A 14,284-nucleotide genomic window follows, 5' to 3' on the forward strand; every position below is an offset into this window, starting at 1 on the left:
GCGTCCTGTACTTCCCCGTCACGGGGGGCTGGCCCGTCCTGGCCATCGGCGTGCTGGCCCTGCTGGCGGCTCGCCGGCCCCGCGAGAGCGGCGAGCCCGTCAAGGCCGACGAGAGCGCCGGGGCCTGACATGAGCAGCGTCCCAGGAGCGTCGCCGGCGCAGGGAGACGAGATCGGGGCCGCCTCGCCCTCCCCCGGGAGGGGGAGGCGACGGCGGTCAGGCGTTCCTAGCGTGGGCAGTATGACCAGAATCATCCGGACAGTGGGCGCGCTCCTGTCGATCGCCGTGACCGCCGTAGGGATCTTGTGGTGGACGAGTCCCGCCAGCTACCCGTTCGGCGCGGCCGACCGCGTCAAGGTGTCGCTCACCCACCTGCTGGAGCACGACGTCACCGGACCGATGACCGTGGCCGCCGGGCTCGTGGGCCTGGCGGTGATCTTCGGGCCAGTGTCGCTCGTGCGCGCCGGCGCGGTCGCCGAACTGCTCTTCTTCGGCGTGGTGCTCTCCGACGCCGGCATCATGTCCGTGTTCGCCTACGGCCTGGCGATCCTGGGGCCCGTGGCGCTGCTGGGCCTCGTCGTCACGGCGGCCGCGCGCGGGAAGGCGCCGGGCATGGCGGGCATCGCTGCGCTGGCCGCCCTGGCGGTGGTCGACGTGGTCACCGGCGCCGGTGCGCTGAGCCTGGTGGGACGCTACCTGGCCAACATCGCGGGAGACTTCGCCTCCTTCGGCGGGCGGCTCGGCTGGACCCTGGCCAACGCCGCCGCCTGCGCGGTGTGGGCGGTGATCGCGTTGAAGGCGTTCCGGACGGGCGAGCCGCCGCGCTGGATCAGGCCCGAGTCCGCCGGTCGATGGGGTCGTGCCGCCACGATCGGGGCGGCGCTGTGCCCGCTCCCGTACGCGCTGTACCGGCTGACCTGGCTGACCCCGTGGCCCACCGACTCCGACGTCACCGGGCCGCTCACCGCCGACACGCGGCTTCAGGGGCTGCTTCTCGCCTTCGCCGCGTTGACGGGCGCGGTGCTGACCCTCGGGCTGATGAGCGGGTGGGGCGAGGTGTTCCCGCGATGGGTGCCGATCGTCCACGGGCGTCCCGTTCCGGTGCGGCTGCCGGTGATCGCCGGAGGGACGGTCGCGGGCATCTGCTGCCTGGCCTCGCCGGGGCTCGTGATCGACTCCGTGCTGCGCGGCCAACCAGGCGCGCTGCTGCTCTGGCCGTACCCGCTGTGGGGCGCGCTGCTCGCGGCGGCCGTCCTGGCCTACTGGCTGCGGCGGCGCGTCCCCATGACGGCGGAGGCCGGACAGGGCCCACGTGGCTGAGCACGCGGACCCCGTCCGCGGGCAGCGCGAGAGCCCGCCGGGGGCAGCAGGCGAACGCCGACGACCTGCCCTTCGGCGACGAGTCCTTAGAGGGCTACAAGAAGGTTCAGCTCCCCCAGCGAGGCTCGGCATCGGAGCCGAAGTAAACCCAGTATCCGCGGGAGCCCATCTACGCCTTCTGCTATCTGCGATGTGGCTTGTCCCTTGCTCACCGGAGTGGTTTGGGGTCGAACCCTCGGGGACCTGGCAGCGATAGCCGTTCCACTCGGCATGCTTGTTGCGCAGGAAGTGATGTCCCGCTGAAGCGGCCTGTGGGCATCTGCGCGCCGCCATGCTGAGCTGGCTGCCTGGCCATCAGCTTTAGCCGTCGTCTGTCATCGTCGGCTTATCCCGGACGGCCCGCAGACGGCCCAATCCTTGGCCCCAGCACCCCGTAGCGGCGCGGCAGCGTGACTCCCTGTTTGCAAACGGGAGCCAGTCACGACGTAGAGGGCTCCTCGTCCTGCTCAAGCGATAGGTGCGGATCGGTGACGTGTGATCGTGTGAGGCGGTGTTGCTGTATCCACTGCTGTACGAGCTACAGATCACCCCAGCGCTTGGGCTTCCTCCAACCGCCCCAAATCCTTCAACACGCCCGCCAGGTTGCTCCGGCTGATCAACATGGACGGGTGCTCCTCACCCAACACCCGACGGCAGCTCCCCAGCACCGCCCAATGCTCCGCCATCCGCGACCTGGGCGCCGCGACTCCATGAGAGAGCGCCTCGTCCAGCCAATCTGCCGGGCTACGCTCTCTTGCCGTTGTCAGAGGGCCGGAGCTGATCGGCCAGCTCGATCCTGACAACGGTGTCGATCGGGTCGGGCATCGGGTAGGTGTGGTGCCCCACCTCTCCGAATTCGACGAATGGGATGTCGGTATAGGACTTCACCACCCAGGCGTCACTCAGCCGCAGTTGCCGACCGTCGGCGGGCAGCGAGATCCGCGCGATGCTGTCCTTGGCGAGGCCGCCCGTGAGAGCCAGCGGCCCGATCGGCGCCCGCAGGACGTGGGCGTAGAGGGCGGTGTCGGTGCGCGTGTAGTAGCCCCATTCGGGGGTGTCCAGGCCGGCGGGACCCGCGCCGTAGATGGATTCGCCGTTGACCGCGAGCCAGGCGCCGATCGCGTGCAGTCGTTCGACAGCCTCGGGTTGGATGCGGCCGTGAGCGTCCGGCCCGACGTTGAGCAGCAGGTTGCCGCCTTTGGCCACGCATTCGACGAGCTTGGTGATCAGTTGTTCTGGGCTCTTCCACGCGTCGTCACCGGCGGTGTAGCCCCAGTTGTTGTTGATGGTGATGCAGGCTTCCCACGGCACGGGGCTGCCGTCCTGAGCGCGGATGCCTTCGACCGGAATCAACTGCTCCGGGGAGGCGAAGTCCCCGCTGTAGTCCGATGGCGTGCCGGTCACGATCGAGCCAGGTCCGCCGCCGTCGGCCTCGAGTCTGTTGTCGATGAGCACTGTCGGTTGCAGTTCACGGACGGTCTCGACCAGTTCCTGGGCTCCCCATTCCTCGGGTCCCATCCCTTCGTAGGAGAAGTCGAACCAGAGGATGTCGAGCTTGCCGTAGTTGCTGCACAGCTCCCTGATCTGACCATGCATATACCTCCGGTACGACTCCAGGTCGGGCTTGTGGTCCGCGAAGGCGGGGTTGTCACGCTCGGGATGGATGAAGTCTCCGTAGTGCGGGTAGTCAGGGTGATGCCAGTCCAGGAGCGAGTAGTAGAGCCCCACTTTGATGCCCCTGGCCCGGAAGGCGTCGAGGAACTCACGGACCAGGTCCCGGCCGATGCCGTTGTGCATGCTCGTGTGGTCGGTGAGCGCCGAGTCGAACAGGCAGAACCCGTCGTGGTGTTTGGCGGTCAGCACCGCGTACCTCATCCCGGCCGCGGCGGCGAGCTCGGCCCAGGCATGCGGGTCGTAGTCCTCGGCGCCGAACCCGTCAACCGCGCTCTGATAGTCCTCGATGCTGACTCGTTCGTGCGAGCGGAGCCATTCGCCGCGGGCCGGGACCGCGTAGGGGCCCCAGTGGATGAACATGCCGAACCGGTCGCGACGGAACCAGGCCGAGCGCGCGAACCTCTCCGGAACCTTGGTCAGGCGCCGCGGGTCTGCCGCGCCGAGATGCGTCTGGGTCATGCCTTCACCGCGCCCGCGACCATCCCACTGACGATGTACTTCTGCGCGGCCAGATACACCGCGACCACGGGCAGCATGGTGATCACCAGGTCGGCGCAGACCAGCCCGTAGTCGAAGCTGTGCGTGGTCTGGAAGGTGAACACTGTCATCGGCAAGGTCCATCGGTCGGCGTCGGGGATCAAGAAGAGCACGTTCTGAAACTCATTCCAGGCGTACGTGAAGACCAGGATCAGCGCGGTGGAGCTGACCGGCCTGAGCAGAGGGAAGATGATGGTGAAAAACAGGCGGAGCGAGCCGGCGCCGTCCAGCAGCGCGGCCTCGTCGATCTCGCGGGGCAGCTGTCGGATGAAGCCGACGTAGATCAGGGTGATGAACGGGATCTGCACGGCGATGTCGGTGAGGATGAGGCCCAGGTAGGAGCCGCCCAGTCCGATGTCCTGCAGCAGTCTGATCGCCGGGATGAAGGCGAACGGCGCGATCAGCCCGGTCAGCAGGTAACTGTAGACGCTGCCGGTCACTCTTCCCGGACGGCGGGCGATCACAAAGGCCGCCAGCGAGCACACCAGGACAGTTCCGCCGGTCACCCCGACGGAGATCAACACGCTGTTCCCCAGCGCCCGCAGCGAGTTGCCGGTGCGAATGACGGTCAGATAGTTGTCGAAATGCCAGGTCTCGGGCAGGGAGAAGCTCATCGTCTGGGCGTCCGCGGCGCCCTTGACGCTGGTGAGCAGGACCAGGTAAAGCGGGACCAGGAACACCAGGGCGATCAGTCCGGCCACGCCGTAGGTGGCTGCTGCGGCCAGGATGCTTCCGGGCCCGCGCCGAGCTGCACGCGGGCTGCGCGCGCTTTGCCGGGTCATGGTGTCGCCTCCATCTTGCGCACGAAACGGTTGATTAGCAGCGCGATGATGGTGATCATGGCGAACTGGTACACGTTGGCGGCGGCGGCGTAGCCGAGCGCTCCGGTATTGAGCTGCTTGTACACGTAGCTGGTCAGCACCTCGGTCGCGGTGCCCGGCCCTCCGCCGGTGGTGGCATAGATCAGGTCGAAGGCCTTCATGCCGGTGATGAAGGTGATCAGCGCCCCCAGGTTGATCGCATGGCGGATGTACGGGACCTTGATGTGCCGTACCACCTGCCACGGCCCTGCCCCGTCGAGTTGCGCGCTCTCGACGAGGTCGGCCGGCACACCCTGCAGTGCCGCCAACACCAGCACCACTGTCCAGCCGACGCCCATCCAGGTATCCACGACAGTGACGCTGTAGAGCGCCAGGTCGAAGCTGCCGAACCAGTCCTGGGCCAGGCCGAACGGCTTCAACAGGGTGTTGACGGGCCCATCGGCCTTGAGGATGTAGTTGAACAGGAGCCCGACCACGATGGTGGAGAACATGATCGGGAGGTAGACCACGGCGCGTAGCACCCGGCTCCCTTTGAACGCCCGGTTGAGCAGGAACGCGATCGCCACGCCCAGGACGGTCTTGCCGACGGTCACGCAGGCCGCGTAGACGAACTGGTTCTTGGTGGCGTTCAACAGCGCCGGGCCGTCGTTGAACATCAGGTTGTAGTTCGCCAGTCCGACGAAGTGCGTCTCTGGGGCGTAGGTCGAGGCGTCGGTGAGCGACAGGTACATCCCGAAGAGGGCCGGCAGCAGGAAGAAGGCGGTGAAGACCAGAACCGCCGGTACGAGGTATGCGTACCGATAGGTGTGTTCGACACCGCGCCGGGACGAGCGCCTCCTAGTCATCGGCCTGCTCCGTTCCGCTTCCTGCCGCCGCCCAATGGCAGCGGTGCTCATGAGGTGTACGGTCGTCCGCCCGCATCAGAACCCGGACGCGCGGGCCTTGGTGCCCGCGCTCTGCCAGGCCTTCTGAACCAGCTCGCCGAACTTTGCGACGTCGATCCGCTTGCCGATCAGCTCCTGGTAGGCGGCGACGATGTCGTCCTGCGGCTGCGGGATCACCGACTGCTGGTCGAAAGGCACCACAAAACCGCCCTTGTCCACGAGCTTCTGCAGGTCGGTCACGCTGCTGGACGGGTTGGCGGCCTTGACGTCGGTGAAGGCGGACACACCGGGGTTGGCGTCCATGAACTTCTGCGCCTGCGGCTTCGCGATCATGAAGTTCAGGAAGTCCTGAGCCTGCTGTCCGACCTTGGAGAAGGCGGCGACCTTGAGCAGGTTGGGCTTACCCAGCCCCAGGGTGCTCGTGCCATTCGCCGACGGCAGAAGGAAGAACCCGACGTTCGCCGACGGATTGGACTTGGTGATGGCAGCGAACACCCAGGTGCCGTTGATGATGGCACCGCACTTGCCGTTCGCGATCGCTGCGATCGCCGAGTCGAACGTGGCGGTCAGGGCATCACTGTTGGTGAGACCGTTACTCACCCAATCGGCCAGCGCCTGGTTTTCCTGCGTGAACCCGGGGATGTCAGTCCACTTGGTCTGGTTGGCGTCGAGCTTGGACACCAGCTGCGGGTCGGCGCCGACGAAGTTCGCGTTGAGGGCATTGCGGTGCTGGAGCAGCGTCCAGCCGTCCTTGCCGCTGAGGCACAGTGGCGTGACCTTCGTGGCCTTGACCTTCTGCAGGTCCGCCGCCAGTTCGGCCAGGTTGGTCGGCGGTGCGTTGATCCCGGCCTTGGCGAATACGTCCTTGTTGTAGATCACGCCTTGGGCGGCCAGGCCGTCTGCGCTCGGGGTGCCCCAGATGGCACCGTCGGGCGAGGTGATCGCCTTGCGGACGGCGGGGTTGAGCCGCTGGATCCAGGGCCCGGTGGCGGACCGCATGATCGATGCCTTGTCCTTGACGGTGTCCTGTCCGGCGAAGATGTCGACGCCGCTCTTGGCAGCCAGGCGGGCCTGCACCAGCGAGTCGTAGTTGGCGTCCGGGACCGGCGTGAGGTTGACGGTATTGCCGGTCTGCTTCTCCCAGAGGTGGACATTGTCCTGGAAGCCGGGCACGTTAGCCCACGAGGTGGGGAGCATGTAGGTGATCGTGGCGTGGCCCGCGGCGCCGGCCTGGCCGTCGGAGCTGGAGCAGGCGCTGAGCGCTACGGCCACCATCACTGCCGTTCCTATGGTGGTGGGAATTCTGTTTCTGGGCATGGGGGGTTCCTCTCTGGGCGCGATGAGGTGAAGGAATTGGCATGGGCGAGCTCTGCGCTCACAGAGCGGATGAGGCAGGTGCCCTTCGGCTTCGAGCGGCTGAATCCGGGCACAACGGCCTGATGTCGATCCGCGCCGGGAAGCCCTGATCGCCGAGTAGGGTGTCGAATGCGCTGGTCAGCGCCATCTGTAACATCCCGAGCGAGGACCCCAGCGTCGGGAACTGGGTGATGGCCAGGTCCACCGTATAGGCATCACGCAGCAGGGCCGTCAATCGCGCGTCGATCCGGTTGGTCAGTGCGGGCCGGTGGGCCAGGGGTCCACCGAGCACGATCAGCTGCGGGTCGATCGTCAGTGTCAGGTAGGCGATGTGGCGTGCGGCCCGGTCGGCGAACTGGTCCAATTCTGCCTGGCTGTCCGGGTCGCCGCGGTCGGCGGCGTCCAGGACTGGCAGGAACGACTCCACGTCGGCCCAGTGTGGCGGGGCAATCGGGCCGTCGTCGATCAGGTTCAGCTCCCCGGCCATGTTCCGGCTGCCCCGGTGAACCCGGCCGTCCAGCACAATGCCGGCGGCCAGCTGATGCCAGGCCAGCGCCAGGGCGAAGGTGTCGGCGTGGCGGGCGACGCCGTACGCGTGCTCGGCGATCGCAGCAGCGTTCAGGTCGTGCTCCACGATCAGCGGAACATCACCGAACACCAGTCCGGCCTCGGTCGGTGAGCGTCCCTGCAGATCAGGGTTGTGCGGTGAGTAGCAGATCCGTCCGTCGGGCCCGATGCCTCCGGTCAGCGAGACGCCGAGGCCGAGCCAGCTGCCATGGGTGGCCCACAGCTGGGTCACCACGCGGGCCAGGCGCTGCCGGAACCTGGCGATCCGTTCCCGGCCCGGCAGCAGTTCGGGCTCGTGGTGCTCAGCAATGTGCTGGATCCGCCCACCTATGTCGCAGACGAGGATCCGCTCGTCGTGCTTGCCGATCTCCGCGCCGATCACGAAGCCGTGCTCGGCACGGAACCGGAAGCGCGAAGCCGGGCGACCGCCACTGGGTGTCGGCGACTTTCCGTGCTCGGCACCGGAGGTGACCTCGACCAGGTGCGACAGCTCGGCCAGCCGCTCCTTGACCGTGGGCCGCGACAGCCCGGTGGCGTGCGCCAGCTCGCTGAGCGTCGCCTCGCCCAAGGCGTGCAGTGCCGCGGCACAGGCCGCCATCGTCGTCCTGCCGGAGACGTCGCCGCTGGGCACGAACGCAGCCATGGGCCCCTCCTCTTTCGACAGGACGACGGCCACGAGCCACGTGACCTGGCAGAACTGTGCGCTCCAGGTATTGCAACGCTGTTTCGAATCCATCCTTCGTAACAGGCTGTGAGGGACCGTAGGGCACCGAAGCAGGGGCGCGCAATACTTCCGAAAGGCTTTGACCTGGACTTTCATAACCCAGCGGTTGGCCTGCCCGGCCCGCACCGCCGCCGGATATGGAACCGCGCCGCGTCATCCTCCCGAACACTTCCCGATCCGGAAGTGTGTCGTTTACGTTTCCGCTACCTCACCCCGTGTGGCCTATGACGGGCATCGAACTGCAGGAGGACAGCGGTGGCGCATCGAGAAGACCCGCCAGCAAGTCGGGACGCCGGCCATGAAAGCCGCCTTGGCCGTCGAGGTTTCCTCGGCGCGGTTGCGGCCATCGGCGCCGGAATGGCCGCCCCCGACGTCCTCGGCGTGCTCGGGCTCGGCAGCGAGGCAGCGGCGGCCACCAAGGCCGGCGGCGCCATGCGCGCCACGATCGACGCGACTCACCCGGCGCATCTGATCAACCTCGGCCAGAGCGACGCGCCGTACCAGGGCACACTCGCCCAGCTCTACGACACGGTCCCGGCCAGTCTGAAGCCCTACGCCTACATCAACCTCATCGCGGGCAGCGACATCCAGAACGTCCCGGCCGCGACCGGTTGGCTCCAGTCGCAGCTCGACGCCGCCGAGGCCGCCGGCATCCCGGTCACGGTCCAGGTCGCTCACGGCCAGACCGGTACCACGAATGCGATCCCGGTAAGCCAGTGGAAGACCTGGGCCCTGACCCATCCGAACACCTTCAAGGGCTTCAACGCCGCCGAGCTGTACAATGGCCCGGACCAGAGCGGCTATCTGATCAGCCTGTTCAACCTTGCCGGCCAGCAGGGCATGTACTTCTTCTGGACCGACACCAACATCTTCGGCACCGACGGCATGATGTTGGACTACATGCAGAACAACTCCGGGTTCCTGCCTGCGATGAAGGCGAACGCCCGGAACCTTGTCTTCATGAACAAGGAGTCGTACGCCACCACCAGCACCGACGCGCTCATCAAGGGTCTGTGGCTTACCGGCTACATCGGCAACTGGGGCTCGTCGACCGACTGGTGGCACTGGGGTATCGACGGCAAGGGCGTCTTTCCCGGCGGTTCCGGGGAACAGGACTGGAAGTACATCCTGCAATATCCACAAGGGCTGCAGATCCAGTCGATCGTGCGCGACCTGTCGCAGGGCGCGACCTGCTTCCTGACCGAGGCGTCGTACTTCACCAACGGCGCGCTGGGCCACCGGTACGCTCCTGCCCAATTCGGCGTCTACCCTCTGCTGCAAGGAGTCCTGAACGGCTGGATCAAGATCCCGACACGGACCGAGGTCGCGAGTCAACAGCAGGTGCTGGCCAGGGGGATCACGAACTACTCCACGCCGGGCTGGAACCAGTCAGTCAACAACGCCATGCCGGTCGACGGGCGCTACGGGATGGTGTCACTGGTCCCCAAGACGATGCCCGCCGCCGATCTTGCCGGGTTCACCACGGTCACGTCACCACAGCCGACCAGCTACTACGACGGCCTGTACCCCGGCTTCGCGAGCGCCGGAAACGGCTGGCTGGTGCGCTCGGACGGTGCGGTCAAGCAGTGGTACTACACCAACCCCTACATGTGGGTGCAGCAAAAGACCGCCGTGGTCTTCTCCCCGACCAATGTGCCGGGGGCCTCGGTGGCCATCAGCTCCGATGAGCACACGAGTGTGATCGTCCAGGAGAACCCATCGAACCTGGGCGTGCACGTCTTCAACTACCGGCTGAACCTCACCAACGCGTTGTCGCTGGTCACCGACCAGGCGACCACCGTCACGTTCGGCCAGGACTACATGGCGCCGACGCTGGACTCCTCCGGGACCCCGGTCGTGAACGCCGATGGCTCTATCACGACCGTCGGTGGCAAGACCCTCCCGGACCAGACCTCGCGGGACGTCCGCAACGTCACCGTCACCGTCGTCGGTACCTGGAACGGCGGCCGGCCGAACATCGTCTTCGACGATCACGACGGCCTGACCCGCCCCTACACCCGCACCCAGACCTGGGACGCCACGACCAGCACCCTGGTGCTCACCCTGACCATGAACGGCACCAGCCACTTCAACGTCCAGATCAACGGTGGCGGCCCGCGCATCCTGCCACGCACCGGCTGGACGGTGGCCTACTGCGACAGCCAGGAACTGGTCGCTGAGCATGACCCGGCGACCAACGTGCTGGACGGCAACATGGCCACCTTCTGGCACACGCAGTGGACGAACGTCTCGCCGGTCCCACAGTCTCCGCACGAGATCCAACTCGACATGCAGTCCTCGCACACGGTCTCCGGGTTCACCTATCTGCCGCGCCAGGACGGTTCGCAGAACGGCTGGGTCGGCCAGTACGAGTTCTACGTCAGCGCAGACGGCACGAACTGGGGTACCCCGGTGGCTACCGGCACGTTCGCCAAGGACAACGCGCTCAAGACCGTGAACTTCCCGGCGGTCTCCGGGCGGTACGTACGCTTCCGCGCTCTGTCGGAGGTCAACGGGAACCCCTGGACGTCCTGCGCCGAGCTGAACGTCATCGGCAAGTAATCCCCCTGCTCTGGAACGGAACACATGACATCACGACACCCCGGCCTGACTGTGCTCTCGGCGGCCGGAACCGCCCTGGTGCTGGACGCCTCGGGTCCCGGCCTGCCCGTCGTCCTGCACTGGGGCGCCGACCCCGGTGATCTGGGCGACACCGGCCAACTGGTCTTCGGGCTGGAGCCGCCTCGTCCGGTGGCGTCCGTGGACATTCCGGTACGGCTGAGGCTCATCCCGCAGCAGGGCGACGGCTGGATCGGGCGGCCGGGGATCGCGGGGCATCGAGACGGTGCGTCGCCCTACCTCCGCTTGACGTTGTCCGAGCCGGTAGTCCACACCGGCTCGGACGCCGGCGGCGGTCACATCCTGATCCGCGCCCGAGACGAGGCCGCGGGCCTGTGGGTCAGCACCGACATCGAGATGGACGCATCCGGCGTCGTACGACTGCGGCACGAGATCGGCAACGAGGGCTCCGGTGTGTTCACCCTCGACTCGGCCGCCTGCCTACTCCCAGCCAGCAACCAGGCGAACGAGGTGCTGGACTTCACCGGGCGCTGGGCCCGCGAACGCTCACCGCAACGACGGCCGCTCCAGCACGGGTTGACCGTCCGGGAATCCCGGCGCGGACGCACCGGCCACGATGCCACCGGCCTGCTCGTCGTCGGAGAGCCGGGCTTCGGGTTCCGGCACGGCCAGGTGTGGGCGGTCCACGCGGGCTGGAGCGGCAACCACGTCCACTACGCCGAGCGTTTGCCCGAACACGGCCCCATCCTGGGTGCCGGGGAACTCCTCGCCCCGGGTGAGGTCCGTCTCGCCCCAGGCGAAGCGCATCGGACGCCCTGGAGCTACTTCGCGTGGTCCGGTGCGGGAATGGATGGTTTGTCCGACCGCCTGCACCAGCACCTGCGCGCCAGGTCGAGCCACCCGCGCACCCCTCGGCCCGTGATGCTGAACACCTGGGAGGCGGTCTACTTCGACCACCGCCTCGACAAGCTCATCACCCTCGCCGAACGCGCGGCCCAAGTCGGCGTCGAGCGCTTCGTCCTCGACGACGGCTGGTTCGTCGGCCGCCGGGACGACACCGCCGGCCTGGGCGACTGGATCGTCGACGCCAAGGTGTGGCCGGACGGGCTGCACCCGCTGGCTGATCGGGTCAAGGCGCTGGGCATGCAGTTCGGGCTCTGGGTCGAACCGGAGATGGTGAACCTCGACTCGGACCTGGCCCGCGCCCACCCCGACTGGCTGCTGGCCGCTCCCGGACGCATGGTGCCACCGGCGCGGCACCAGCAGGTGCTCGACCTGGCCAGGCCCGAGGCGTACACACATGTCGCGGCACGCCTGCACGCCCTGGTCGACGAGTACGACATCGCCTACCTGAAATGGGACCACAACCGCGACCTATTGGAAGCGACCCACGAAGGAGCCGCGGGCGTGCACGCCCAGACCAGGGCCGTCTACCGCCTCCTGGACGAACTCCGCGACCGGCACCCGGGCCTGGAGATCGAATCCTGCTCCTCCGGTGGCGCCCGGATCGACTACGGCATCCTTGAACGCACTGACCGAGTCTGGGCCTCGGACACCATCGACCCGCTCGAACGCCAGCGGATCCAGCGCTGGACCGGGCTGCTCGTACCGCCGGAGCTGATGGGCTGTCACGTCGGCGCGGCCACGGCCCACACCACGGGACGCACCAGCCCCCTCCCCATCCGCCTGGCGACCGCCCTGTTCGGCCACGCCGGGATCGAATGGGACCTCACAGCATGCACCGACGACGAGCTCGACCACCTCGCCGACTGGGTGCGCCTCCACAAACGACTCAGACCCCTGCTGCACAGCGGGCGGACCGTCTGTGCCGACCACCCCGACCCCGCGGCGTGGCTGCACGGCGTCGTTTCAGCAGACCGGCGCCATGCGGTCTTCTCTCTGGCGCAGCTGACGGCCTCAGCAGACTCCGTGCCGGCCCGGCTCCGGATCCCAGGACTGGCTCCGGAGCTCACCTATGCCGTGACGCTCTGCCCGGAAATCCAGGCGACAGCCGCCCACCCCAGCACCGCCGTACCGTGGATCACCGAGGGGGCGATCCGCGCCTCGGGCTCGGTGCTCGGCACCATCGGTCTGCCGGCACCGCTCCTCGATCCCGAGCAGTGCCTCGTGATGGAGCTACGGGCGTAACCTGTGACGAGCTGACCATTCCCCCGCCGGGCTGGCCGTTCCTGGACCCGGCTGCGCATGCTCCTACCCACCGCACCCGTCCGACCATGATCCTGGGGCGGCTGCGGTGGCCACCGAGCTGCTCAATCGGTACCCGCAGCGATAACTGGGGTGTGAAGGCCGAAGACTTCCTTCGAGTCACCAACGACGACCCCGACTCGTGGGCGGCTCCGGTGTCCACAGTCTTGAACACTGGCCTCGTGGAACAGCTCAGAGAGGCAACACCCAAGGGCGTCACAGCGCACTCGACGGCTTTCCACCGATCAGCTGACTGTCACCAACCTCATGACCGAGTACAGGAGCAACGCTCGCAGGAGCTTCCTGACGGCGGAGGAGTACGCCTCCCCGCTGGCCAGGCGGCCCTACGATCTGCGCCACGCCTGCCTGTCCACCTGGCTCAACTCCGGCGTCTCGGCGAAGCAGGTGGCCGAGTGGGCGGGCAACAGCCCGAAGGTTCTCCTGAGCACTTACTCCAAGTGCCTCGTGGGAGAGGCCGAGGTCTCCCTGCGCCGGATCATCGAAGCTCTCGGGGGAAGATCGTGGGAACGCATTGGGAAGGGCGAGCCGCCGTCCGCCGGTGACGGCCGGACGCCGACGACTGATCGAAAACGCAAGAAAGCCCAGGTCATCGCGTGATGCTCTGGGCTTTCCAGCTGAGCCGACGAGGGGAATCGAACCCCTGACCTTCTGTTTACAAGTGAAGCCCCCGGGCTGCTGGTGGCCCTCCGCTCGGGTCGGCATCACCAGGGGCAAAGTAGCTGCGAGTGACCGGATCCCATCATCTGACAGAGATCCCAGACCACATCGTGACTGTTCATCGGCCTCACGAGAAGACCGGCATCCCCGCCGACTGCGGAGCGCCATGGCTTCGCACCCTGCTCAAGGAGCCTACCCGAAGGCTTTGACCTGGTCTTTCTCGCTACTTTTCCCCTGGTGATGCCGACCCGAGTGGAGGGCCTTGATATCGAGCTACGACCTGCGAAAACCCCCGGTGATCGTTATCGCGCCGGACTTATCCCGCCATGTTGGAGCCGAAACCAGCCGCACCGTCCTCCAGCCCCGCGCATCGCCCCTTGGGTTCACCCGGGCCGAAGAACCCTCACCGCGAGAGCCCTTGAGTTCGGCATCAGACGCGCGAATTCCGCATCCGATGCGAGGCCACGCTGACCCCTAAGAGCGTGACTCATTTGGTGATCGCTTGTTAGAGATGTCGTGGATGCGTTCCTTCAACGACTGGTGCCCGATGAATTATGGGAGTTGTTTCAACGCGTGGTCCCACTGGCGCCCACCCGGCCGCAAGGCGGCGGGCGGCGGCGTGTGGACGACCGGGTCATCCTCGCGGCCATCGTCTATGTGGCCACGACCGGCTGCGCCTGGCGTCAGCCGCCACCGGTCTTCGGCGCGTCCTGGCAGACGGTGAACCGCCGCTTCGCCGAGTGGAGTGCCGCCCGGGTGTGGGCCGAGCTGTACCGGGTCATGCTGGACGGACTCGGCGCCCGCGGGGAGCTGGACTGGTCGCGATGCGCCTGCCCGACCTGGTTGTCATCCCGGACGGGGGCCTCGACCCCGAGCAGGAGGCGTTGCTGGCCGACTCG

At 67.2% G+C, this 14,284-nt stretch carries 10 protein-coding genes; 5 read left to right on the top strand and 5 right to left on the bottom strand.

Going from position 1 to position 14,284, the window contains the following annotated elements:
* Window positions 1–240 precede the first annotated feature (240 nt).
* Window positions 241–1,320, top strand: a complete 1,080-nt coding sequence (locus tag ACWDS7_RS38465; protein ID WP_451933269.1) for a hypothetical protein — start codon at window positions 241–243, stop codon at window positions 1,318–1,320.
* Window positions 1,321–2,103: 783 nt separating this feature from the next.
* Here the strand turns inward: ACWDS7_RS38465 and ACWDS7_RS38470 are convergent.
* The 5 genes from ACWDS7_RS38470 to ACWDS7_RS38490 all read right to left on the bottom strand — a co-directional run bounded on the left by ACWDS7_RS38470 (window position 2,104) and on the right by ACWDS7_RS38490 (window position 7,841).
* Window positions 2,104–3,492: an alpha-L-fucosidase gene (locus ACWDS7_RS38470; protein WP_451933270.1), complete on the bottom strand. Its 1,389-nt coding sequence runs from the start codon at window positions 3,490–3,492 to the stop codon at window positions 2,104–2,106.
* Complete coding sequence (locus ACWDS7_RS38475; protein ID WP_451933271.1) at window positions 3,489–4,352, bottom strand: carbohydrate ABC transporter permease; 864 nt, start codon at window positions 4,350–4,352, stop codon at window positions 3,489–3,491. Before ACWDS7_RS38475 ends, ACWDS7_RS38470 begins: the two co-directional genes overlap by 4 nt.
* A complete protein-coding gene (locus ACWDS7_RS38480; RefSeq protein WP_451933272.1) occupies window positions 4,349–5,236 on the bottom strand; it encodes a carbohydrate ABC transporter permease in 888 nt (295 codons plus the stop codon). The genes ACWDS7_RS38475 and ACWDS7_RS38480 overlap by 4 nt, the downstream gene beginning before the upstream one ends.
* Before the next feature lie 75 nt (window positions 5,237–5,311).
* A complete protein-coding gene (locus ACWDS7_RS38485) occupies window positions 5,312–6,550 on the bottom strand; it encodes an ABC transporter substrate-binding protein (protein ID WP_451933273.1) in 1,239 nt (412 codons plus the stop codon).
* A gap of 100 nt (window positions 6,551–6,650) precedes the next feature.
* On the bottom strand, window positions 6,651–7,841 hold the full coding sequence (locus tag ACWDS7_RS38490; RefSeq protein ID WP_451933274.1) for an ROK family protein: 1,191 nt from the start codon (window positions 7,839–7,841) through the stop codon (window positions 6,651–6,653).
* A 438-nt stretch (window positions 7,842–8,279) separates the two neighbouring features.
* Between ACWDS7_RS38490 and ACWDS7_RS38495 the strand changes: the two genes are divergently transcribed.
* From ACWDS7_RS38495 to ACWDS7_RS38510, 4 genes are all read left to right on the top strand, one after another.
* Window positions 8,280–10,484 (top strand): discoidin domain-containing protein, encoded by a 2,205-nt coding sequence (locus ACWDS7_RS38495; RefSeq protein WP_451933275.1) that lies wholly within the window; start codon window positions 8,280–8,282, stop codon window positions 10,482–10,484.
* 24 nt (window positions 10,485–10,508) lie between these two features.
* Window positions 10,509–12,650, top strand: a complete 2,142-nt coding sequence (locus ACWDS7_RS38500; RefSeq protein WP_451933276.1) for an alpha-galactosidase — start codon at window positions 10,509–10,511, stop codon at window positions 12,648–12,650.
* 324 nt (window positions 12,651–12,974) lie between these two features.
* The gene (locus ACWDS7_RS38505) at window positions 12,975–13,325 is read left to right on the top strand and encodes a hypothetical protein (RefSeq protein WP_451933277.1); all 351 of its coding nucleotides are present in this window, start codon (window positions 12,975–12,977) and stop codon (window positions 13,323–13,325) included.
* A 576-nt stretch (window positions 13,326–13,901) separates the two neighbouring features.
* Window positions 13,902–14,284: transposase (locus ACWDS7_RS38510; protein ID WP_451933278.1), on the top strand; the 383-nt coding region annotated here is incomplete at its 3' end.

The sequence above is a fragment of the Streptosporangium sp. NPDC003464 genome (genome assembly GCF_053588315.1).